The 23,402-nt window shown below is 61.7% G+C and carries 20 protein-coding genes; 3 read left to right on the forward strand and 17 right to left on the reverse strand.

The annotated features are described in order from the left end of the window. The 3 genes from HUV26_RS08245 (at position 1) to HUV26_RS08255 (ending at position 3,110) form a co-directional block, all read left to right on the forward strand. Entirely contained in the window at positions 1 to 729 is a 729-nt protein-coding gene (locus HUV26_RS08245; RefSeq protein ID WP_174409647.1) for a TIGR04282 family arsenosugar biosynthesis glycosyltransferase, read from the forward strand. A gap of 3 nt (positions 730 to 732) precedes the next feature. Further along, positions 733 to 1,935, forward strand: coding sequence for a lipid A deacylase LpxR family protein (locus HUV26_RS08250; protein ID WP_243451319.1), 1,203 nt, complete (start codon positions 733 to 735; stop codon positions 1,933 to 1,935). 221 nt (positions 1,936 to 2,156) lie between these two features. After that, the gene (locus tag HUV26_RS08255; protein WP_174409648.1) at positions 2,157 to 3,110 is read left to right on the forward strand and encodes an ABC transporter substrate-binding protein; all 954 of its coding nucleotides are present in this window, start codon (positions 2,157 to 2,159) and stop codon (positions 3,108 to 3,110) included. A 137-nt stretch (positions 3,111 to 3,247) separates the two neighbouring features. Here the strand turns inward: HUV26_RS08255 and HUV26_RS08260 are convergent, their stop codons facing one another. The 17 genes from HUV26_RS08260 to HUV26_RS08340 all read right to left on the reverse strand — a co-directional run bounded on the left by HUV26_RS08260 (position 3,248) and on the right by HUV26_RS08340 (position 23,399). Then, the gene (locus tag HUV26_RS08260; RefSeq protein WP_174409649.1) at positions 3,248 to 5,527 is read right to left on the reverse strand and encodes a methyl-accepting chemotaxis protein; all 2,280 of its coding nucleotides are present in this window, start codon (positions 5,525 to 5,527) and stop codon (positions 3,248 to 3,250) included. Between the two features lie 186 nt (positions 5,528 to 5,713). Next, a complete protein-coding gene (locus tag HUV26_RS08265; RefSeq protein ID WP_174409650.1) occupies positions 5,714 to 5,887 on the reverse strand; it encodes a DUF8462 domain-containing protein in 174 nt (57 codons plus the stop codon). Between the two features lie 71 nt (positions 5,888 to 5,958). Beyond that, on the reverse strand, positions 5,959 to 8,565 hold the full coding sequence (locus HUV26_RS08270; RefSeq protein WP_243451320.1) for a PAS domain S-box protein: 2,607 nt from the start codon (positions 8,563 to 8,565) through the stop codon (positions 5,959 to 5,961). A 42-nt stretch (positions 8,566 to 8,607) separates the two neighbouring features. Continuing rightward, positions 8,608 to 9,138 (reverse strand): TadE/TadG family type IV pilus assembly protein, encoded by a 531-nt coding sequence (locus HUV26_RS08275; RefSeq protein ID WP_243451321.1) that lies wholly within the window; start codon positions 9,136 to 9,138, stop codon positions 8,608 to 8,610. A gap of 13 nt (positions 9,139 to 9,151) precedes the next feature. Further along, the gene (locus tag HUV26_RS08280) at positions 9,152 to 10,435 is read right to left on the reverse strand and encodes a vWA domain-containing protein (protein WP_174409651.1); all 1,284 of its coding nucleotides are present in this window, start codon (positions 10,433 to 10,435) and stop codon (positions 9,152 to 9,154) included. 17 nt (positions 10,436 to 10,452) lie between these two features. Next, positions 10,453 to 10,842 (reverse strand): TadE/TadG family type IV pilus assembly protein, encoded by a 390-nt coding sequence (locus tag HUV26_RS08285; protein WP_174409652.1) that lies wholly within the window; start codon positions 10,840 to 10,842, stop codon positions 10,453 to 10,455. Between the two features lie 12 nt (positions 10,843 to 10,854). After that, the gene (locus HUV26_RS08290) at positions 10,855 to 12,612 is read right to left on the reverse strand and encodes a tetratricopeptide repeat protein (RefSeq protein WP_174409653.1); all 1,758 of its coding nucleotides are present in this window, start codon (positions 12,610 to 12,612) and stop codon (positions 10,855 to 10,857) included. Positions 12,613 to 12,674: 62 nt separating this feature from the next. Further along, positions 12,675 to 13,709: a type II secretion system F family protein gene (locus HUV26_RS08295; protein ID WP_174409654.1), complete on the reverse strand. Its 1,035-nt coding sequence runs from the start codon at positions 13,707 to 13,709 to the stop codon at positions 12,675 to 12,677. Positions 13,710 to 13,723: 14 nt separating this feature from the next. Further along, on the reverse strand, positions 13,724 to 14,695 hold the full coding sequence (locus HUV26_RS08300) for a type II secretion system F family protein (RefSeq protein ID WP_174409655.1): 972 nt from the start codon (positions 14,693 to 14,695) through the stop codon (positions 13,724 to 13,726). Positions 14,696 to 14,732: 37 nt separating this feature from the next. Next, positions 14,733 to 16,172 carry a TadA family conjugal transfer-associated ATPase gene (locus HUV26_RS08305; protein ID WP_444979612.1) on the reverse strand — a complete coding sequence of 480 codons (1,440 nt, stop codon included), beginning with the start codon at positions 16,170 to 16,172 and terminating at the stop codon, positions 14,733 to 14,735. Positions 16,173 to 16,757: 585 nt separating this feature from the next. Continuing rightward, a complete protein-coding gene (locus HUV26_RS08310) occupies positions 16,758 to 17,978 on the reverse strand; it encodes a CpaE/TadZ family protein (RefSeq protein WP_174409656.1) in 1,221 nt (406 codons plus the stop codon). A gap of 26 nt (positions 17,979 to 18,004) precedes the next feature. Then, on the reverse strand, positions 18,005 to 18,307 hold the full coding sequence (locus HUV26_RS08315) for a hypothetical protein (protein ID WP_174409657.1): 303 nt from the start codon (positions 18,305 to 18,307) through the stop codon (positions 18,005 to 18,007). Between the two features lie 25 nt (positions 18,308 to 18,332). After that, positions 18,333 to 19,826 carry a type II and III secretion system protein family protein gene (locus HUV26_RS08320; protein ID WP_243451322.1) on the reverse strand — a complete coding sequence of 498 codons (1,494 nt, stop codon included), beginning with the start codon at positions 19,824 to 19,826 and terminating at the stop codon, positions 18,333 to 18,335. Beyond that, positions 19,823 to 20,650 carry a Flp pilus assembly protein CpaB gene (gene cpaB / locus HUV26_RS08325; protein ID WP_174409658.1) on the reverse strand — a complete coding sequence of 276 codons (828 nt, stop codon included), beginning with the start codon at positions 20,648 to 20,650 and terminating at the stop codon, positions 19,823 to 19,825. Before cpaB ends, HUV26_RS08320 begins: the two co-directional genes overlap by 4 nt. A gap of 31 nt (positions 20,651 to 20,681) precedes the next feature. Continuing rightward, positions 20,682 to 21,233, reverse strand: a complete 552-nt coding sequence (locus HUV26_RS08330) for an A24 family peptidase (protein WP_174409659.1) — start codon at positions 21,231 to 21,233, stop codon at positions 20,682 to 20,684. A 118-nt stretch (positions 21,234 to 21,351) separates the two neighbouring features. After that, a complete protein-coding gene (locus tag HUV26_RS08335; protein ID WP_174409660.1) occupies positions 21,352 to 21,519 on the reverse strand; it encodes a Flp family type IVb pilin in 168 nt (55 codons plus the stop codon). A 470-nt stretch (positions 21,520 to 21,989) separates the two neighbouring features. Further along, on the reverse strand, positions 21,990 to 23,399 hold the full coding sequence (locus tag HUV26_RS08340; protein WP_174409661.1) for a sigma-54-dependent transcriptional regulator: 1,410 nt from the start codon (positions 23,397 to 23,399) through the stop codon (positions 21,990 to 21,992). Positions 23,400 to 23,402: the final 3 nt, after the last annotated feature.

The raw sequence follows: 23,402 nt of genomic DNA on the forward strand, positions 1-23,402 counted from the left end.
ATGACCGATACCTGTATACTCTTTTTCGTCAAGTATCCGCAGCCGGGCAAGGTTAAGACCCGCCTTGGGGAAGCCATAGGGCCGGAGGCCGCAGCGCAGCTCTATGGACTGTTTGTCGAGGACATGCTGCGCGGGCTGGATGCACTGCCCTCTGACCTGCGGGTGTGCTACCTGCCGCAGCCGGATACGGATGATGGCGAGATGCGGGCGCGCTTTGCGCAGTGGCTTGGGGAGGGGCGTGCCTACTATCCCCAGCGGGGCAGCAATTTGGGAGAGCGCATGAGCGATGCCATGGAAGCCGCCTTTGCAGACGGCTATGCCCGTGTGGTGCTTATGGGCAGCGATATCCCCGATTTTCCGCCGGAACTGGTGCACAAGACGTTGCTTGATCTGGACAGGAAGGATGCAGCCATCGGTCCTGCGTATGACGGCGGTTACTATCTTATAGGCTTCCGGAGGGAGACGTTTTTCCCGGAGGTGTTTCAGGGCATAGTATGGGGCGAGGCGGACGTGTTCCGGCCCACCATGGAGCGGCTCAGGCAGCGCAGGCTGGATGTGCTGCGCCTGCCCGACTGGAACGATGTGGACACCATATGGGACCTGAACATCCTGTACCGGACCAACCGCAACAGCTCCTTCCGCAAGTCGGGCACGTATGCCCTGCTGCGCGAACGCGATGCGTTGATCCGCCAGTATGACATAGACCTGCCCAAGATGCCGGGACGCTGAACCATGCACACCGCGTTATGCCCATGCGCCGCGCTGAGTCGCTTCCGGGGCCGGATGGCCCTTTCCGCTCTGTTTGTCCTGCTGTTGCTGAGCGTATGGTCGCTGCCAGGCCATGCGGAGGAAGGCGCGTTTTCTGCGGCTACCCGAACTGCCGATGCGGACCCTGCGGATACAGAGACGGCGGATACGGAAACGGCGGATACAGCTGTGCCGACCCCGGATGCTGAAGAAAAGGTGGTGCACCTCTCGGCGCGTGAGACAGGGACGCTTATCGTCTACTTTGAGAACGACCTTTTTGGCGGGACTGACCAGTACTATACCAACGCGGTGCGCGTGACCGCCATATCGCCGGATCTGGTGAACTGGGCGGAAACCGGAAACCTGCCGGACGCGCTGGACGATGTGATCATGTCGCTGCCGTTTGCCGGGGATAAGGACGCCCTGTACAACGTGAGCCTGAGCATGGGGCAGGCCATATTCACCCCCACGGACACGCAGGCACGGGGACTGCAAGAGGATGACAGGCCCTATGCCGGATTCTTGTACGGAGCCGTGGGACTGCATGCCAAAAAGGGAAACAGGCTGGATACGCTGGAATTTACCCTTGGCATGGTGGGGCCGTGGGCACTGGGCGAGACAGCGCAGAACGAGGTGCACAGCCTGCGCAAGATAAAGACCGCCAAGGGCTGGGACAACCAGCTGCACAACGAGCCGGGCGTGATGGTGACATGGGAGCGCACATGGAGGCTCAATGACGAGTTGCGGAGCCGGGGCTGGGAGTGGGACGTGCTGCCCCATGCAGGGGTGACGGCAGGCAACGTGATGACTCTGGCCAACACAGGCGTGGAGCTGCGCTACGGCTGGAACCTGCCGACCGACTTCGGCACATCGCTAATCCGCACGGGAGCAGGAGTGGGGGCACCCACCAACGATGACGACCCGCGCGTGAACCAAGACTGGGGGGCCTATGTCTTTCTGGGCGGGGCCGGGCGCGCTGTTGCGCGCAATATTTTTCTGGACGGCAACACCTTCCGGCACAGCCACCATGTGGAAAAGCATCCCTTTGTGGGCGACCTGAGCGGCGGCATTGCCTTTTTGATCAACGGATGGCGCATTGCGTATACCCATGTGTACAGGTCTGAGGAGTTTGTGGGGCAGGAGCGCGGGCAGCACTTCGGGTCTGTGCAGGTTTCCTACTCCTTTTAGGCTTTTCAGGCGGGCGTGACGCTTCTTTTTCATTCCTCTGCCGATTATATCTTCATATCCTCTGTTATTCTGCCGTATTATTTTTGGTTATGTCTGGCTCTATCGGATCGGGAATATTTCTAACGCTGCGGATATTGCCATTTGGTACGACTCGGATATGATGGCGCATCTCTTTCCGGGAGGGAGAGTTGCGTAAATTTGTAAGGTTTTTTTGCGCGATATTGCTGATTTTCTTCCCTGCCACGCAGGCATGGGCGGAAAAGGTGCTTGTGGTGCAAAGTTATTCTTCGTGTTTCGGCTGGGATGCCGGATACTTACGTGGCCTTTTTTCCGTGCTTGGGCCGGAAAAGGAACTGCGCACCTTTGAGATGGACACCAAGCGTATTCCCCCGGAGCTGTTCGCGGAGAAGGCCGCAGAAGCCTTGCGGATGGTAGAGGAATACGCCCCCGATCTTGTGGTTCTGGGCGATGACAACGCCAACCGCCTGCTTGCCCCCACCCTTGTGCCGCGAGGCATTCCACTGGTTTATCTGGGGCTGAACGCCAACCCCCGCGAGTACGGGCTGTATGGGCACGCCCATGTGGCCGGAATAATGGAACGCCCGCTGCTGCTGCAATCGCTGCATGTTGCAAAGAGCATTCTGCCGACTTCCGTGCGGCGGGTGCTTTTTTTGTTTGACGGAAGCGTCACGTCCAGCCTGATAGCGGAGGACGTGTTCCGCCGTGGGCACAGCATGGAACTGGCCGGAATACGGGCCGATATGGTGCTGGCTTCCACCGAGGAAGACTGGATGCACGCTGTGCGTGGTGCGGCGGAAAACGGGTATGATGTAGTGTTCATAGGGTTGTACCAGCGGTTGAAAGATGCCGGGGGCAACTCTGCAGACGGGGATGCCGTGCTTGCGAAGACTATGCGGGAGCTGCGCGTGCCGGCCATGGGGTTGTGGGATTTTAGCATCGGTGCCGGCAAGGCCGCCGCAGGGCTGGTGCATGTGGGGGAACATCAGGGACGTGCCGCAGGGGAACTGGCGCTGCGGTTTCTTGCAGGGGAGCGGTCTGTGCAGATTCCCGTTACCGCAGAGAGCGGGGTATTCATGTTCAGCCGCTCCGAGGCACTACGGCAGGGCTTTGTCATTCCCGAAGCCATGGTGGCGGACGCCATAGTGGTGGAATAGAGCAAAGCGATGGGTGGAGGGGGTTCCGGGAAGGGGCGAACTCTGGCAATCTTACTATAGAATAATTAAACGGGCCGTCCGGCAGATGCCGGGCGGCCCGTTTTGTTTGGAGCACTTTGAGAGGGGCGGCTACATGCTCAGCGTTTGCCGCTCTTTGCCGCCGCTTCCATCTGGTTTTCACGCTTGATGGTGTCTATGAGGTCTTTCAGGCGTGCAGACTGCGAGGCAAGCTCGCTTTGGGCCAGCGTGCTTTGCTGGATACCTTCCGCGATGTGCCCGGAAAGGGTGTTCACCTCTTCCAGCGTCTGCGTTATTTCCTCGCTGGCGGCGGACTGCTGCTCCGCTGCGGTGGCGATGCCGCGTATCTGGTCTGCGGAGGATTCCGAGAGCCGCACTATTTCCTCAAGGGCCTTGCCGGAGGCAACCACAAGGCTTGTGGCCTCGTCAATGGCCGAGGCTGCGTTATCCACGCTGCGGTTGTTTTCGCTGGCCGCCTGCTGGATGGCGTGAATGGCCTGACCGACTTCCTTGGTGGCAGTCATGGTCTTTTCCGCCAGTTTGCGCACCTCGTCCGCCACCACGGCAAATCCGCGTCCCGCCTCGCCCGCCCGGGCGGCTTCTATGGCGGCGTTCAGAGCCAGCAGGTTGGTCTGGTCGGCTATGTCGGTGATAACGGTCATGATCTGGCCGATGGATTCTGCCCGCTGATCCAGTGCCTTCATGTTTTCCTTAAGGGCCATGGCGAGCCGCTGCACGTTTTCAATGGCGGCCACGGACTTGCCCGCTGTTTCCGCTCCCTGTTCCGCGAACTGGCGGGCAGTGTCTGCGTTTTCTGCCGCGCTGCTGGAGCTGCCTGCCACTTCAAGGATGGTGGCGTTCATTTCTTCCATGGAGGTGGCTGTTTCCGCTATGCGGCCCCGCTGGGTGTCGGAACTCTGGTTTATCTCCACAGCCTGTGCGGAAAGTTGTTCCGATGCGGCGGAAATGGAGTAAACGATCTCGTTCAGTATCTCGGCGGCGGAAAGCATGCCTTCCGCCTTGGCGGTTTCTGCCTTTTTACGGGCTTCTTCCGCTTCTGCCGTGGCCTTGCGCGCCCTGTCGGCTTCTTCTGCCGCCTCGCGGCTCTTTTGTTCCGCTTCGGCCATCTTGGCTTTGAGGCTTTCTACCATGGAACGGATGCTGTCTTTGAGCTTAAGGATTTCTCCCTTGAATTTGCCTTCGATTGTTGCGTTCAGCTTTCCGCCCGCCACGGAGTCCGCATAATCCACGAGCCTGTTCATGGGGCTGCGCAGGGTGTTGCGGATAAACAGCACCAGAGCCGTGATGACCACAAGGAAGATACCGCTGCCGATGAGCAGGGTGCGGTTCATGACGCCGAAGATGGAATCGGAAAATGCCTGCTGCTGGCGCAGTATGCTTGCGTCCACTTCATCCATGTACACGCCCATGCCGATGACCCAGCCCCACGGCTCGAACAGCTTGACGTAGGAAAGCTTGGGGAAGTCGCCCTGCTGACCCGGCTTGGACCAGTGGTAGTCCACGGTGCCCTCGCCCTGTGTGCGCGCGACCTGCGCCATTTCTGCAAAGAGCTTTTTGCCCTTGGTATCTGTGTTGTCCGCAAGGTTTTTGCCTATCAGGTCCTTCGCGATGGGGTGCATGACCATGACGGGCGTAAGGTCGTTTATCCAGAAGTAGTTGCCGTCCGAAAGGCGGATATTGGCTATCTGGTCCAGTGCTTCCGCCTTGAGCGTGGCGGTGATGTCTTCAATCCATTCGCCGGTGCCGATTATCCAGCCCAGTTCGGGAATGAGGCGCACGAAGGACACCTTGAGTTTGGGGTCCTTTTCCCCCGGTTTGGCCCACATATAGTCGACCATGCCCTCGCCGTTTTCTTTGCAGACGCGGACCATTTCCATGAACAGCCGCTTGCCGGTGGGGTCTGCGTTGTTGGTAAGATCTTGTCCGTCAAGGTCCGGGAATATGGGGTGCATGACCATGGTGGGGTGCATGTCGTTTATCCACACGTAGTTGCCGTTTGAAAAGCGCATGGTCCGGACCAGTTCCTTCACGCCCTCTTCGCGCATTTCGCGGGGCATGTAGTCGTTGGCGGCAAGGTAGGCGCGGATCTGGCTTTCCAGCCCGTCGATGACCACACGGAGTTCTTTGGCTTTGAGTGCCTTGAGGTTTTCCGTATCCTGCGAGCGTGCATGGTATTCACCAACGATGCTGTATGCCATCTGCACCATGTCGCGCAGGGAGTACTGCTGTTCGTCATACACGTTTGTCCTGGTCTGCTCGGCCTGCTTTTTGGAAAACTGCATCAGGTCGTAGGAGACGTAGGAATAAAAGAAGCCGCCTTGAAACATGAGGCCGAGAACGACGAAGAGGAGCAGTTGGATGATGACGGATCGTTTCATGGGCTTTCCTCCGGCTTGATTCGAGCTTGGTTCGGGTCTGGTTACCGTTTGTGCGGGCTTTTATTGGCTATGGTAGCACTTTCGGGAAAAATGGACAGAGCTTTAGGGAGGATGTCGGTAAAGTTCTGGCCGGAGAAATAATAAAGGCCCGCGCAGGCGGGCCTTTATGGGCAGGGAGCGGAAAAGCTATTCCGAAACGGCGTAGAAGCAACGCTTGGGAGAATGTATTTTTCCTGAATCTTTCAGGGTTTTTATAGCCTTGGAGATTTCCTTGCTGTCCACGCCGAGGACGGTGGCTATGTCTCCGGGCCGGACGGGCTTTGCCGCTTCTTTCATGGCTTTGAGAACTCTGTCTTCCATGGGTGCCTCCTTGTTTGTTATTAGGAATACATACTAATAAGACGAGGGGCTGTCAACAGAAAACCGGCAGGTTACGTGGCGGCGGCACCGTTCAGGGCGTGCAGTGCGGCCCGAAGGTCATCGCGCAGCACGGGCTTGAGCAGGTACTGGCGGATACCCATGGACTTGGCTTCTTCCGGCGAAAGCTGCTCGCTGAATCCTGTGCACAGGATGACCTGCATGTCCGGGCGATGTTTGAGCACGATGCGGGCAAGTTCGCCACCCGTGAGGCCGGGCATGGTCTGGTCTGTGATAAGCAGGTGGAAGGCGTGGGGCTGAGCGAGGAAGTGCTGCAGCGCGTTGCCGCTGTCTGAAAAGACCACGGCTTCATATCCCATGCGTTCCACCATTTCGCCCATGACCTCGGCGAGGGGGGCTTCGTCATCCACGATGAGTGCTTTTCCCATGCCCTGCATGGCAGCCGGGGCGGGATGCACGCGCCGCTGCGGTGTTTCCTGCGCCACGGGGAAGAGGATGTCGAACCGGGTTCCCTCTTCCGGTTTGCTGCGTACGGTTATGCCGCCGTTATGTGCCTGGACGATGCCGTGCACAAGGGCGAGGCCCATACCCGTGCCTTCGTCCGGTTTTTTGGTGGTGAAGAAGGGGTCGAAGATGTTCTCCATAATTTCCGGGCGGATGCCGTAGCCGGAGTCGGTGACGGAAAGCATGACGTATTCGCCGGGAGCAAGAGTGCTGAAGCCCTCTGCCGCCGGGTCCGCCACGCGGCGGCGGTCCAGATGGACAAGCATGGCGCCGCCCTTGTCGCGCATGGCATGTGCCGCGTTGGTGCACAGGTTCATGAGCACCTGCTGCATCTGGCTCACATTCGCCTGAATGGTGGAGGATTCGTCACGGACCTCAAGCCGGATGCGGATGTTCGACGGCAGCGAGGCGCGCATGAGTTTGACTGTTTCCTTGACGATGGAGGCCAACTGCAGCGGTTGCAGGTCCAGTTCTTCCTGACGGCTGAAGGTGAGAATCTGGTGCACGAGGTCGCGGGCGCGCCTGCCTGCGGTGAGCACCTCGCCCAGCCTGCGGTAGAGGCGCGTATCCCTTTCCGCCTCGTCCAGACTCATTTCCGTATAGCCCATCATGACGCCCAGAATGTTGTTGAAGTCGTGCGCGATGCCGCCTGCAAGGGTGCCTATGGCTTCCATCTTGTGGGCTTGACGCAGTTGCGCTTCCAACTGCTTTCTGCGGGTTATCTCGTGGGCGACCAGAACTATGCCCGTGCCGCCTGCCGAGCCGTGCACGCTGTCGGCGTTCTGGCTGCCGGGGGTGGCATTATCATCCATGGAAAAGGGGGAGAGGCTGACAAGAAAGGTGCCGTTTAGGGCGGGAATGCTGATTTCTTCCGACTGGCGGTGTGTGGCGGGTTCTGCTTCCGCGTCTGCGGGGGCGGCGTTCTGCTCGCTGAGAGCAGTAAGGGCCGAGCGTGCCGCCAGTTCAGGAAGCAGGGAGAGTCTGGGAAGGCCCAGCACATCTGCACAGTGGCGGCCGATAATGTCGCGCGGGTGCACTCCAAGCCTGTCGGAAAGGGCCCTGTTGGCCCTGCGCAGATTGAGGTCGCCGTCCAGAATGGCGATGATGTCCGGCACGTTGTCGAAGGTTTTTTCCCATTCCTGCTTGGCGCGGATAATGCGGGCTTCCATGCCCTTGCGCTCTGAAATGTCTTCCACCGTGCCTTCTATGGCGGCAACCTCGCCTGATTCGCCCAGAATGGGACGCGCGCTCACGGATACCCAGAAGGTGGAGCCATCCTTGCGGAAGGCCTGGGTTTCAAAACCGGAAACCAGCCCTGCGGTGCGTATGGTCGTGAGCATATGTTCCCTGTGCTCGGGAACGATATCGAGCCGCGTGCTGTTGCGGGTGTAGTGGCGGAGCATCTGAGCCGTATCCTGAAAACCGAAGATGCGGGCGAAAGACGGGTTTGCGCTGATGATCTCGCCCCACGGGCGGCACTGGAAGATGCCGAGCACGGAGTTGTCTATCATGCCCCTGTATTTGCGTTCCTCGCCACGCAGCCTGTCCCACAGGCGGGACAGTTCCTTACGGCGCACCCCTTCGCGCAGGATGCGCACAAAGGCGGCGGACGTGCGCCAGTCGTCCTGCACCAGCACATCGTCCACGCCTGCGGCTACGGCCTCGCGCGCCAGTTCGGGCGCGGCATCGGGCAGCAGCAGAACCACGGGCATGGTCTCGCGTACGGAGCGGGCAAGGGCGAGGATGTCTTCCCACGGCAGGCCGGGGCAGTCTGCCGCCGCTGCAACAATATCCCACGGCTCCTCGGCCAGCACCATGCTCAGGTCCATGGGGTTGTCCACCAGCGTGTAGGCCGGATCGTACCCCGCCGTGGACAGCGTGGAGGAGAGGGCGCGGGCAAGGTCTTCCGAATCGGATACCACCAGCAGGCTGAAGCGCGTGCCCATAAGGCGTTCCTTGGGGATGCGGAGCCGTTCGTCCGTATCCGGCAGGGTGGACAGCAGAAGCCGCAGGGCTGCCTCCGCTCCGCCCGGAGGCGGGAAGATGGCGGAGCCGCCATGCGTGTTCCGCAGCGGAGAATCCGCCGCCGGGGCCGATGTGCGACGCATGCCCGGTTTATGTGCGGGCAGGAGAGGGGCATCAGGTACGAATGTCATAGTAGCAACTCGCGCTCCGGGAAACAAGCTGGATGAAACGGGCTATTCGCAGACCTTCCACGGTTCGTTGACCATTCTGTCCACCCCGCGCACGGTGATGGACGGGCCGATGAGCGTGCCCACCACGGGCGTGAGCGGGGGGTAGGTGTATTGCACGGCAACCTGCACGATATCGCACGGACCGCCCGCGCCGCCGCTCATGGCGGAAGGGTTGCTCTGCGGGAAGCTGGAGATTTCCAGCCCCACGGCCCCCTTGCCCGTGAAGGCGTCTATGGTGGCGAGCACCTTGTTTTCGATAAGGTTTTCGCGCGAACCGTCATCGTACCCGGCACCGGTAACGGCCACGCGGGCACCGGCCTGTGCCGCCTTGTCCATGGTGGCAGAGGCAAAGTACATGTAGCCCACCTCAACCAGCCCGAAGGCCAGCATCAGAAGAATGGGCAGGGCAAGGGCGAATTCCGCCGTGCTTATGCCGCGTGTGCCGGGCAGCAGGCGCAGGACCCGCCGGGAGAGGGCGGACAGGCTCCGGTATACGGCGGGACGCAAAGAGTGCATGGAGGCAACGGGTTGCATGGGGCACCTCCTGTCAGTTTATGAGCCGCCAGCCGAGCTGACGACCGATTTTCTTGAACACGCCGTCGATATCATAGGCGGAGGGGGCGTCGAAGTAATGGTCTTCCGTCCCCGGAGTGGAGGAGGCGATGGCCTTCATAAGACCCACGTCCACGGCGTCCGAGTCGCCGAAGCGGATGGAGAAGATTTCTATGCCCGCTTCCTTGGCAAGCTTGGCTTCATCCAGCATGTACTGGTTGAGCTTGCCGCCGTTTTCGCAGTGGGAATTCATGTCCAGCATGCCGTAGTAGGCGTTGGTCCAGTAGTTGTTGGGCGTGTAGTTGAGCGCAAAGTTGCCGCCGCATTTGCCGTCTTCGGTATCGCCGTCGGTAAGGACGATCATAATCTTGCGCATATCTTTATCGGCAGAGGATTCTGTGTACGGAGCCTGCGGGGTGAGCATGTGCCGCGCCCACTTCATGCCCTCGGAGATGAGCGTGCCGGACCCGCTGCCCAGCCCGTTCTGCTTGGAGATGGCGCTCAGGATGACGGACTTGTCATCGGTAAGGCCCTGCGCATAGGGCATGGCCTCGCAGGTGTTCATGTCTACACGCAACTGGGAGCCGGAAGGGGTGCGGTATTTGGTCTTGTAGTATTCTTCGTGCAGGGTGGGATTCAGGGTGCCGTCCGCGTTGCGGCAGCCTGCGGGCAGGCCGTCCACGCCTGCGGGGATGCGCACCTTGCCCCGGAAGGGAACAAGACCGGCCTTGATCGAGGTTTTCAGGCCGTCCGGCATGACCAGGTTGACGAGGCGGGTGGCAGCGTTGTTGGTCTCGTTGATGGGCGCACCCTTCATGGAGCCGGAGTTGTCTATGACCAGCACGATCTCCAGCTTGTTGAAGCCCGCCGTGGCCCGCGCCGTGACAAGCTTGTTGTGCACGCCCAGCACAGGCATGAGCAGCAGCGGCACCGTGGCCTGTGTTTCCACATGCACGGAACGGGCAAGGCCGCCGGGAGCGACGGAAACTATCTGCGCATCCGGGTAATTCTGCGTGAGATAATCCTCTGCTGCCGCAGCCACCTGACCGTTCGTTATGTCCGGGTCGTAGGGGAGCTGGAGGCTGCCCGCCAGTGCGGCTGCATCCGTCGCTGCCTGAAGGCGTGAGTGCGAGGTATAGAGCAGAGACGAATCCAGTGCCAGCGCGGCAGCGCCGATAACCACGGGAATGATGACCGCAATAAGGGCCGCAGCCGCGCCCCGTTCGTCTGCATACAGGCGGCGCAGCCACCGGGGAATGATGTTGGATGCTGATTGCATGGGTGCCTCCTGCCTGCCTATGGGACGGGCATGGTTGTCTTGGCCGAAAGGGTGTACAGGGACGGAAGGGGGCCATCCGCCTGCCTGTTTGCCAGAAACACGGACTGGTAGGCGTAGCGCACTTCCACGGTGACGGACGAGGCGCCCGCGTCCATGCTCACGGTGGTGGTCAGGGCGGCCACGGGCAGTTCGGTGACCACCGCTTCCACGATGGGCCGTGCGGTGGACGGGTCGCCTGAAATGACTACCTGCCGCGCTGCAGAGCGGCTTGCCTCTGAAATGGTGGCATAGTTGTGCAGGGTGTTTGCCCCTTCCACCACCACGTACAGGACAAGGGCCAGCACGGGCAGGAGCAGGGCGATTTCCACGGCGGCCATGCCGTTTTCCGATGTGCGGAAGTTTTTCATGGGCGTTCTCCTTTAAGGCTGGTGCGCAAACGAGGTGCTTACGTGCAGCGCGGTAATGCCTGTGCCGGGGTGTGCCGGGACGGTGTTATCTTCCAGGGCGCGGGAATTGCGGGGGGCCGGGTTGGCGGTAGCGGCATCGCGCACGATGCGCACGCCCGTTTCCTTGTTGCCGTTTTGTTCCACATGTTCCGCCAGCGCGCGGCGGGCTTCTTCCAGCGTGGCGTAGCGGCCTGTAACCACCCGGTGCCAGTTGCCCTTGTCGGGCAAAGAGACGCTCAGCACGCGTGCATCCGCGCCGTGCTCTCTCAGCAGGTGTGCCTGTTGTTCCGCAATGTCATGCTGGCGGAAGGAGCTGACATGCAGCGTGTATGCGGCGTTGCCGGATGCGGCTGCCGGGGTTGCGGGGGATTCGGCATTGCCCGTTGCCTGGGTGGCAACCTGATCATTATGGCTGACCTGTCCGGAACGGGTGTTAGGTCCGGTTGTGTCGGGCAGGTCTTTTTCGCGCAGGGGAGATGCTGCCGTTGCGGTGGCACTGTCGGCAGCGGATTCCGCACGGGTAGGCTCAGGCTGTCGGGCCGTCCGTACAGACGTATATGCGGCGGTCTGCACAGGCGGTTGCAGGGCAAAGGCATGAACCGGCTGTACGGCGGAAGAAACGGGGCTGTACACGGCGGGCACGGGAGTAAAATCCTGTTCGCCTCCCATGTCGGGCAGCGTGCCGTGAGAAGGCGCAACCACGCCGGGAGTACGCGGGCCGAGCACATCGCCATGCGGGTCTGCCGTGCCGTAGCGGGCGGGGGCACTTTCGGTTCCCTGCGCGAACTGGGCGGCGAGGCGGGCGCGCTTCAGGTTTTCCGCAGCGCGTTGGTAGTAGGTGGGTTCGAGTTCGATGGCCTTTTCAAAGCTGGTGATGGCACGGGGGTATTGTCCGTCCAGAAAGAAGAAGTAGCCGAGGTTGTTCCATGCGGCGGCTTCGCCCCCGGCGGCGCGGAAGGCTTCCAGCGCCTCGCGGTAGCGGCCCATGCGGCACAGGGCAAGGCCCATGTTGTTGTATGCCTTGGAAGAGGGCGCGCCCAGCATGATGGCCTTGCGGAAGGCTTCCACGGCTTCGGCATCCTGCCCGAGCATGGAGTGGGCCAGACCTACGTTGTTGAACAGGTAGACGGCGTCCGGATGCTTCTCCAGCGCGTTGCGGAAGGTGGCGAGGGCGTTCTGGTATTCCTTGTTGTAATTGTGGATGGCACCCAGATGGTCGTATGCTTCCAGCAGCGAGGCATCCAGCACCAGCGCCTTCTCAAACAGCTTGCGTGCCTCCGGGTACAGGCCGTTCATGAAGTAGACCTTGCCGGCGGCGGCGAAGCCCGGAGCATAGTCCGGGTTCTGTTCCATGACCGCCGTGAACTCTTCCAGCGCAGGGGCGGGCAACTGCTTTTCCAGCAGCACCATGCCGCGGCGGAAGCGGGCCTGCGTGAGGCCGGGGTCAAGCGCGGCGGCGCGGGAGTATTGTTCGAAGGCGAGTTCCTGCCGCCCCTGAGCCGCGTAGGAAAGGCCGCGCATGAGGCACTGGCGTGCTTCTGCCTGCTCCTTGGTGAGGTTGCGGTCTTCCTGTTTGCCGGTGAGTTCCTTGTCTTCCCCGATGAGGGAATGGCCGCTGTGGAAGCGCTCCATGAGCGACATGGACGCGGCCTTGTCCTTGCCGGTGGCGGTGCAGCCGCCCGCCAGTGCGGCGGTAAGGGCTATAAGGGCGATGATGGTGATGCGCTTCATGGTTCCTCCCGGCGGACGGTCCGCCTTGTATGTTCTGCCTGCCCCGTGCCGGGGCGTATGGTCTACAGTTTGGAAAACACGTTCATAAGCTGTATGCCCGCCGGGCCCATGATGGCCACGAACAGCGCGGGCAGGATGAAGAAAATGAGCGGAAACAGCATCTTCACCGGCAGCTTGGCGGCTATTTCCTCCGCCCGTTGGTAGCGCGTGGTGCGCATGTGGTCCGAATAGACGCGCAGGGTGGCGGCGATGCTGGTGCCGAAGGTGTCTGCCTGCACGATAAGGGTGACAAGGCTGTTCATATCATCCAGACCAACGCGGCGGGCGAGATTCTTCAGCGCGTCTGTGCGGCTTTTGCCCGCCCGCAGTTCAAGGATGACGGTGTTCAGTTCGCCGGAAAGTTCCGGATTGGTGGCGCGCATCTCACGCGCTATGCGGTTGATGGCCTGATCAATACCCATGCCGGATTCCACGCAGACCACCAGCAGGTCCAGTGCATCGGGCAGGGCGTTGGTTATGGCGCGGCGGCGGCGGGTGGTGCGCATGCGCAGCCAGATATTGGGAATGTACATGCCCAGCACGGCGGGAAAGATGAAAATGAGGGCCATGAGTGCCGGGGGAATCTGCTCCCGCATGGTCAGGCACACTGCCGAGGCGCTGAGCAGACCCAGCAGCACAAGGCCGCCCTTGACGCCCCAGAAGATGCGGTTGGCGCGGGCGGGATTGGCAAAGCCCGCGCGGACCATGGAGAGGTTGGCTTCCGTAAGCTCATCCTGCTTGGTAGGGCTGAGATGTTCGCCCATGCGGTCTGCCGCCGAGGCAAAGCGTGCGAGCAGGAGGCGCAGCGAGGAAGGCTGTGCCTGCTCTGCCACTCCCGCGCCGTTTGCAAGGGCAGCTCCCCCGTTGCGGAACAGGGCGTTTGCATGCAGTCCCCTGCCGGAGGAACGGGCCGGATTGGTTGCGTTATCCACCCGCCGCTTCATGCTGTGCAGGCGGTTGCGGTTGCCCAGCAGCCGCGCAAGGGCGGAGACGATGAGCAGTATGGCGGCGGATGCCAGCCCGGCGGCGATGATGGGGGCGTAAGTGTGCATATCCATACTCATGTGCTCCGTCAGACCCTGATGGTGATGAGACGCTTGAGCGCCACAGCGCCCACTGCCATCTGGATGAAGGCGTTGGTGAGCAGGAACCTGCCTTCTTCCGTGGAGTAGAGCAGGCCCATGTAATCCGGGTTAATGAAGTGGATGATGGTGCCTATGCCGAACGGCAGCGCCATGAGTACATAGGCGGTGAGCTTGCCTTCTGCCGAGAGGGTGCGGACCCTGCCGTCGAACTTGAACCGCTCGCGCACCAGACGGCCTATGTTGCCTACTATTTCCGCAAGGTTGCCGCCGGTTTCGCGCTGGATGTTCACGGAGACCACGAAGAATTTGAGGTCCGGGCAGTCCACACGGTGCAGCAGGTTAGCCAGCGCCGCATCCATGGCTATGCCGAAATTCAGCTCATCAAGGGTCTTGGAAAATTCCGGTCCGATGGGGTCGGGCATTTCTTCCGCCACCATGCGCAATCCCTGCGTAAAGGCGTGTCCTGCCTTGAGCGCACGGGCGATGAGGTCCAGGGCATCGGGCAACTGCCGCTGGAACTGGGCCATGCGCTTGTCCTTACGGCGCAGCAGCCACGCAAAGGGGGCATAGGCGGCAAGGAGCGAAGGCACGGGGCGCAGATAGGGGCTGACCGTGGCAAACTGCATGAGGAACCACGCCAGCACCGCCCCGACACCGCCCAGCAGCATGAGGGTGCCGATATTCACGTCCACCTGAGCCTGCTCGCGGATGCGTTCCCACTTGCCCGCCCAGCGCAGTTGGTTGAGCAGGGTGTGCAGCCACGGCACGGAAGAGAAGCTGTGGTGCCGTTCTATGGACACGCTTTCCGCCTGCTCCAGCGTGGCGCGCAGGCGTCCAAGGCGTTTGCTCACCTGCTCCTGACGTCTGCGCCTGCGGGAAAGCAGCAGATTGACCACGCCCAGATACAGGACGAAGAGGCCAATGACGGCGAGGGCGGCTATGAGGGTTGCGGCGGTCATGTGATGCTCCTTGGAAGTGGCCTTGCCATGCCAACGGTTACTGGCGGGCTTCCCGCAGGGTGGGGTCGAACAGCGAGGGCGGCAGGTCTATGCCCTGTGCCTGCAGGCGTGCCGAGAACTTGGGCCGGATGCCTGTGCAGACGAATTGACCGATAACTTTACGGTTTTCGTCTATGCCGGTCTGCTTGAATGAGAAAATTTCCTGCAGGGTTATGGCATCGCCTTCCATGCCGGTTATTTCTTGCAGGCTGAGCAGTTTGCGCGAGCCGTCCGAGAGCCGGTTCACCTGAATGATCACGTCCACGGCAGAGGCTATGTAGCGCTTGAGCGACTTGTCCGCGATATTCAGCCCCGCCATGGCGACCATGGTTTCAAGGCGCATCAGGCAGTCACGCGGATTGTTGGCGTGAATGGTGGTGAGGGAGCCGTCGTGCCCCGTGTTCATGGCTTGCAGCATGTCCAGCACTTCACTGGAGCGTACTTCGCCCACGATGATGCGGTCCGGGCGCATGCGCAGGCAGTTCTTGACCAGATCGCGGGCGTTTACCTCGCCGTTGCCTTCTATGTTGGCGGGGCGGGTTTCCAGCCGAACCACGTGATCCTGCTTCATCTGCAGTTCCGCCGCATCCTCTATGGTGACGATGCGTTCGTCATGGGGGATGAAGCGCGACAGGCAGTTGAGCATGGTTGTCTTGCCCGATCCCGTGCCGCCGGAGACGATGCAGTTAAGCCGCGCCCGCACGATGCCCTTGAGCACCTCGCCTATCTCGGGCGTGAGGGCGTTGAAGCGGATGAGGTCGTCCAGTTCCAGCGGGTCCTTGGAGAACCGGCGGATGGAAAGGCTGGGACCGTCCAGCGCCAGCGGCGGGATAATGGCGTTCACGCGGGAGCCGTCCAGAAGGCGGGCGTCCACCATGGGAGAGGCTTCATCCACGCGGCGTCCCACCTGTGCTACGATGCGGTCTATGATCTTGCGCAGGTGCGTGTCGTCCTTGAAGCGGGTGGGCACCCTCTGCAGCTTGCCGTGACGCTCCACATATACCTGCCGGTAGTTATTCACCAGAATATCGGACACGGTGGGATCTTGCAGGAGCGGTTCCAGCGGTCCCAGACCCAGCACCTCATCCTGCACCTCGCGCAGGATGTCGCGGCGTTCGCGGGAGTTCAGGGGAGCCTGCCGGAATTCCTCGCGCAGCAGCCGTTCCACAAGGCGGCTTATCTCTTCGCGCAGACGGGCAGGGGGCAGGGCTTCCACGGCGGTGAGGTCCAGCATTTCTATGAGCCGCTCGTGGATCTGAGATTTGACCAGATAATAACTTTCGTCCCGCGCGGGCTGTTCCGGAGATTGGGGGTCTGTGTGCGCACCAGCCTTGGACATTCCGGTTACAGCCGGGGCGACTGTTACGGCCGGGGCGGCCAGGGTGGCAGAAACTGGGGACACAGGGGCTTCAGGTTGCGCAAAAGATAGCGGGGGCAGGTCGCCCGGAGTAGCCTGCTGGGCGGCTGCGGCTGCCGTAGCTCTGTGTGGACGGGAGGCCGCGTCTGTTGCCGCAGCCGGTTCGGAACCGGCTGGTTCCGGGTCCAGCTCAAGCAGGTCCAGCAGGGTATGGGCCGATGCCTGTTCCGCAGGTGCGCCGGGAGTGGCAGAACCTGTCCGGGCGTCCGGTCCGATGTGGTCGATATGGCCGATGTGGCCGATGTGGTCAGTCGGGGCTCTATGCATGGCATTCTGCTGGAGCAGCGTGCCCCGGCGGAGTGTCGCGTCAGGATAAGCCGTAACGGGCTGCGCCTCGCCGCGGGCGGCGTGTGCTTCTTCCTGCGAAAAGGATAACGGGGGCATGGATTCCGACAGGTGAAGCGGGTGAAGCGGGTGAAGCGGCTGGCGCGCGGTGTGTTGTTCCAGCGTATCCGTGGTGTTCGGCGTACCCGTAATTTCCGGCGTCAGTGGCTGCGCTGTTGCGGCTGCGCGGGCGGGCGCAGGAACTGCGATGACCTGAGCGACTTCCGTCGGTTCCGGGGTGCGGCGTGTGCTGCGGTTCAGTCTGGCAAGCAGTGACATGGGTTAGCCTCCCGCGCCCTGCAAGACGTGCAGGGGTGTTTCTGCCATATCGTCCGCGCCGTTGCGGAACAGTCTTCCGAACAGGCCGGACGCCTTGCGCTGCGCTTCCGTGCGCACGAACGTGGTGGCCAGTTTGCCGATGTTGCGGGTAAGGGGCGATTTGGGGGCGGAGTCCCGCAGGGGCGTGCCCTGATTGATGGCGCTTACCGCTGCCACGTAATCTTCATCCACCTTCCATGCGATGGGGCGGCCCAGCAGTTCTTCCGCTTCGGCAAGGGCAACGCCTGCCTTGGGCGTGTAGCGGTTGGCAATGATGCGTATCTTGTCCGCCACGTCCGGTTCCACGTTATCCAGCGTTTCCAGCAGACGGCGGGTGTTGGCGAGGCAGGGCAGGGAAAGTTCCGTGACCATGAGTACAGCGTCTGCCTCACGCATGGAGGCGAGGCTCAGTTCGTCCACCAGCGGGCTGCCGTCCACGAAGACGGTGGAATACAGCGAACGCAGGATGCGCAGCATGGTGCCTATGGCCTGCGGAGCTGCGGAGCCGGTGTCTTCCGAGCGGTCCGGGGCAGCGAGGATGTCCAGCCCGGAGGCATGGCGGACCATGAGGCTCTGCATGAACGCATCGTCCAGCCGGTGGGCGTTGTGCGTGGCAGCCGCCCATGTGTGGGTGTAGTGCATATCCAGAAAAAGGGGCACCTCGCCCTGCGGCTGGCGCATATCTACCAGTGCGGCGGGGCGCGCGCCGTCCAGGGCAGAGGCTTCCACTCCCAGATTGACGGCAAGGGTGGTCACGCCCGTGCCGGGCTTGCCGCCCAGCAGGTGAATGACCCTGCCCTGCCGCTGCGGATGGGGGGCTGCTGCCTGCGCTGAATGGGCGGTGCGGACGGTGAAGCGGTCCAGCGCGGCGCGGAATTCTCCCACCTTGAGGGGGAAGGGCAGGTATTCCGTGGCACCGGCACGCATGCTGGCAAGGATGAGGTCCGCATCCTGCGCAGGGCCGAGCACGAACACTTCCCGTACTTCCGGCAGGGCGAGCAGGTCCGAAATGACGGATACGTTCTGCGCGGTGCGTACTTCTGCCACCACCAAACCGGACGCGGCTGCATCTTCCGGCGTGCCGGGCAGCACGGCGGAAAAACGCGCGTCATCCGCCACCAGCCGTGCGAACGAGGCGGCGGCTTCCGGGTGGTGCAGTCTGAAGTGGATGGATACGGCGGTCATGATGATTCTCCGTTTCTGCGGACGCGCTACTGCTTATCCTGCATGAGGAAGCGCATGACTTCGTTGAAGGTGGGGCCTTTGTCTTCCGGCGTGGGCTGCTGGTAGGCTTGGATGGCGCGCTGAGAGAGCTTGCCGTCCATGCCGGTGACGGGGTCGGACCCGGCGGGAATGGGATCGAACTTCTGTGCCTGTAACTGCTGGCGGTAGGAGGCGCCGAGGGGATCGTTGAACCCCTGCTGCCCCACGGGCTTGTCCAGGTCGCGCACGGCAGCGCATCCGCCCAGAAAGGTGGCGGCGGCGAGAAGAATGATGGTTGCGCGGTGAGTCATGGTTCTGCTCCTGTATCCTGTACCGTTATTGCGGGATAATGTGGCCGAATTCGCCTTCCATGCCTGTGGAACGCTGGTTGGCGTCTTCCGCCCTGCCGGTGCTGACAGGCTGGATGCGGGCTACGTTCACCCGTTTTTCGCCCTCCATCTTGCCGTGGAAGAAGAATTCCATTTCCGTGGGTTCGGTATAGTTGTCTGTGGGCAGAACCTGCTGCGCCACGTCCAGCGGCTTGGTGAGGTGCGGGGTGACGATGATGACCAGCTCCGTCTCGTTCTTGCGGAACTCGCTGGAGCGGAACAGGGTGCCCAGCACGGGAATGTCTCCCAGACCGGGATAGCGCTTGATGTTCTCGCGCACCTCGTTGTGCAGGAGCCCGGCAATGGCGAAGCTCTGCCCGTTGCCCAGTTCCACCACGGTGGAGGCGCGGCGGGTGGTGAGCGCGGGAATGACCATGCCGGAAATCTGGATGGCGTTGGCGTAGTCCAGTTCAGAGACTTCGGGAAACACGCGCAGGCTTATGCGGTCGCCGGAGATGACAGAGGGGCTGAAGACCAGCTGGACGCCGTATTCTTTGTATTCTATGGCCACGGTGCCCAGACCCTGCGGCACGGGAACGGGAATTTCGCCGCCCGCGAGGAACTGTGCATCTTCACCGCTGCGGCAGATGAGGGTGGGCTCTGCAAGCACCTTGACCAGTCCGTTCTGCTTGAGCACGTCCAGAAACCCGGTAAGGGTTACGCCGCCGGAGGTGGCGCGGAACAGCCCGTTGCGGGAAGGATTGATGACGGCGGCGGTCTCGCCCATGGAAATGGCCCCGTTCTTGGGGTCCAGATTGAACAGGTTGTTAAGCAGTGAGTAGGCGAAATCGCCCTTCCATGCGTAGGCGAGGTCTATACCCAGCCGTTCCAGCAAGGAGCGGTGCATTTCTGCAATCTTTACTTCCAGCATGATCTGGTGCACGCCGCCCACGCTCATGAGATTGGTCACCTTTTCCGGCGCGAACATTTCCGCCACTTCCAGAGCGGTGGAGAGGCTGGTGGCGCTGGTGACGGTGCCTGAGAGGGTGATGTGTTCGCCCGTGCCGATGACCCGGATATCCTGTTCACCGGGCAGCACGCGGTGGATCATCTCCTTCAGGTGGGCAAGGTCGGCGGTGACGCGGATATCGTACACACCGGCGAGTTCGCCCGTGCCCGACCACAGCGTGAGGTTGGTGACGCCGGGCTTCTTGCCCGTAACATACGCCTGCACCGGAGACAGCAGGATGATGTCTGCCGTGTCCGTATCCGCAAGGGAGACGCGTGCGGCGGGGGCGTCCAGCCGGATGACAATGGACTTGCCCTTGACCACTTCCACTGTCTGCGGCGTGATGCCGTATGGCTGCGCGTGGGCTGTTGAGGCAAAGGCGGCAGTGAGCAGCAGGGCGCACAGAAGAATGGCGGCTGTCAGCGGACGGGAGGAACCACTCTGCCGGGGACGGGGTTCAAGCATAACGCGGTATGCGCGGGTGATTTTCATTGTGCGAACCTCATGGTCTGGCGGCTGGTGCCGGTGATCAGCTCCACGGTTACGGCAGGGGGCGCGCTGCTGCGGGGCTTCTTGGCGGGCGGCGGGGTGAGTGATGCCAGCGTATCCGGCACGTTGGTGCCGCCGGTGCGGACGGTGCTTGCGTCCGCCGGATTGCGCAGGGCAAAGTGCAGGGTGCCGCGTGTGGCGGCCAGTGCCAGCTTTTCTGCGTCGACGGGGGTCATTTCCAGCGTGTAGACGTCCACGGAAGAGGTTTCGGTATCATCGCCCTTCTTTTCCAGCTCAGTGCCTGTGGCGATGACGCGGATGTTTTCCAGCACGGTCTTGGTGACGGCCTTGTCCTTGTCGCGCCGTTCGTCGTCTATGGTCACCAGCACGTCCACGCTGTTACCTGGACGGATGAACCCGGCGATGCCGAGAATCTGGTTGCCCTTGACGGCGATGGCGCGCAGGCCGGGGCTGATGAGGGAGGAGACGCCGCCGTACTGGACGCTGTCGTCCAGAAGGCGTGCGGTGGTGATGATTTCGCCGGGTTCCAGCGGAACGGACGTTACCCTGCCCGACAGTTCTTCCGGGGCGGCAAAGGTGCCCGCAGGAATCGATTCCGGCAGAAAGGCGGCCAGCCTGAGGTGCTGCTCGGAAAGCTTGGTGCCCTTTCCCACGGGCTGGGAGGCGACCACGATGTTCACTGTTTTAGGAGCCTGAACCGCCTGCGGCTGCGGACGGCTGGAGGTCATCCATGTGAAGACCATGAAGCCGGCTGCCAGCGAAAGCAGGAGCCCAAGGAAAAGCGGAATGAGAGTTGATGCGCGCATGGTTCCCCCCGGCGATCTGTAAAATTACCGGTTACATCCATTGTGCCGGAACGAATCCGGCTGTCCCCCACGTGATGAACATGGAGGCAAGGGTTCCCGCGGCGATGGCCACCCCGTAGCACAGGCGCGGGAAGCTGGTATGGTCTGTCTGCCGCACATAAGCCAGTTGGCGCGTGGACAGGAACAGGGCGGCGGAGTCCTTGAGGGCCCGGAAGATGTTCGCCAGCACATTGCGGCGGCGGGCCAGCATGACCAGAGCGTAAACGCCGCCTGCAAGGCTGGTGAGGATGAAGGCCTGCAGGGTTGCGGCCATGCCCAGAAAGGCCCCCGCGGCCATCATGAGCTTGACGTCTCCGGCACCCATGACACCCATGAGGTAGGGCACAAACATCACGCCAAAACCGAGGACGAGGCCGGAAAGGCTGAAGATCAGTCCCTCCGGGCCCTGGGTTGTGGTGTGCGCGGCAAGGGCAAGGGCCATGGCGGGAAAGGTGATCCAGTTGGGAATGCGCTGCGCCCGCAGGTCCGTTATGACGGCTGTGAGCAGCACGGCGGCGAGGGTGAGGTTCATGAACAGTTGCATCGGGTTGCTCCATTCAGGGGCCTGTAACGCTTGACGGGACCGGGGTCGGGGTTCCCGGTCCCGTCGAACGCGTTACGCGATCAGGCGTAATTTGGGACGTTGTGAAGCGGTCAGGGGCTTACGCGGCACCGATGTCGCCGGCAAGACGCTCGAACAGGGCGCGGATGTTGCCGCCCAGCAGGGTAACGGCAGCGGTCAGCACACCGGCGATAAGGGCGGCGAGCAGGCCGTATTCCAGAGCGGTTGCACCTTCTTCTTCACGGATGAAATTCATGATGGCACGCATGGGGTTCTCCTTCCTGTTTGGGATGAATTGGTTGACGTTTGTTGTTTTGTGACTGCCTATCAATGCTGCACGGCCTCTCTAAGGCAACCGGCGTGCCAAAGGGGGCTGTATGAGGAATAAAAGTTGATAACTGTCTTATTTTAAAGAAACAAAAAAATGAAGCGCCGCTTTTATAGCGGGGAGATTGGGTGATAAGGCCTCTGAAAGGAAGCCGCATGCGGAGTGGTATTTCCGTCTGTTCCAAGAAAAATAGATTGGACGAGTGGTGGAAGATTTTGGAAGAAGGCCGGAACCTGTTGCGCGGCAAGGGAAAAGGTGGTGTCCGGGCCACGTTCTAAGAATGATAGACGAGGTGGCGGGCTTGATTTTTAGGGATTTTCTAGACTTCAGGTAGGGCTTTCCCCACTGTACTGCGCTGCTAGGGCCGGGGGTGTGAAGGCGGCAGGGTGTTTGGTCTAAAAAAAATAGATTCAGGAGGTGCAGACGGCAATGTCATCCGGCGTGATGGCATGCTTGCGCATTTTGGCCCAGAGGTTTTTGGGATTGAGGGCGAGGAGGGTTGCTGCGTCTTTCTGGCTGCCGCCGGTGCGGCGCAGGGCGTTGAGGATGAGGGTTTTTTCGAAGTGCTCCACGGCTTCGCGCAGGTCTATGGCGTGGGGTGCGGTTGACGGGATATTCCGGCCCGTGGCGTTGCCCAGCGCGCGCAGTACATGGTGCTCTTCTATCCGACCCGGCGCGGCACTGATGGCCAAGCCTTCGAGCACGTTTGCAAGCTGGCGCACGTTTCCCGGCCAGTCGTGGCGTTGCAGGGCGGATTCCGCCTGCGGGGTGAAGCCGTCCACATCCAGCGCGAGTTGCCTGCGGATGCGGTTCAGGAAATGGTGGGCAAGGGGAATGATATCTTCCCGGCGATGCCTGAGCGGCGGAAGATGGATGACCGCCACGTTCAGGCGGTAGTAGAGGTCTTCGCGGAACCGTTTTTCGCGGATGAGGTCTTCCAGATGCTGGTTGGTGGCGGCGATGATGCGCACGTCCAGATTGACGGGCCTGCGGCCGCCGAGGCGTTCCACCTGCTTCTGTTCCACCACGCGCAGCAGCTTGGGCTGGATGGACAGGGGCATGTCGCCTATTTCATCCAGCAGGATGGTGCCCTTGTCCGCCTGCTCGAACTTGCCTGCCTGCGCCTGTGCGGCACCGGTAAAGGCCCCTTTTTCGTGGCCGAAGAGTTCGTTTTCGAACAGGTTTTCGGGAATGGCGGCGCAGTTGACGCGGATGAAGGGGTTGCCCGCACGCGGCGAAAGGGCGTGGACCGTATCGGAAATGAGTTCTTTTCCGGTGCCTGATTCACCGAGGATGAGCACGGTGGTGTCCAGCGGGGCGATGCGTTCTATGCGTTCCTTGACCTCGCGGATGGCGCTGCTTTCGCCGATGATGCAGCCTGCCGGGCCGCTGGAAAGCAGGGTGGAACGTAACTGGGCGAGCGTGCTCTGGAGGCGTCGTTTTTCCATGCAGCGGCGGACCACCACTTCCAGTTCGCCCAGACTGAAGGGTTTGGAAAAGAAATCGTAGGCCCCCTGACGCACGGCCTCCACCGCCATTTCCTTGGTGGAAAAGGCGGTCATGACGATGATGTCCGATTCCGGCGCCATCTGCCGCAGCCGGGGAATGGCCTCCAGACCGGACATGCCGGGCAGCTTTACGTCTGTGAGGATGAGGTCGAACCCGTGGCTGCCGTGGTCCCGCAGATGTTGCAGGGCATCTTCCGCCCGAACCTCGCGATGCACGCTGTAGCCCTTGGCATCCAGCGCCTCGGTGAGCATGGCACCGAAGGCGGGGTCGTCTTCAATGAGCAGGATATGTTCTGCGGGCGTGTGGTGCATGGC

The sequence above is a fragment of the Desulfovibrio psychrotolerans genome (assembly GCF_013340305.1).
GTDB classification, from domain to species: domain Bacteria; phylum Desulfobacterota; class Desulfovibrionia; order Desulfovibrionales; family Desulfovibrionaceae; genus Halodesulfovibrio; species Halodesulfovibrio psychrotolerans.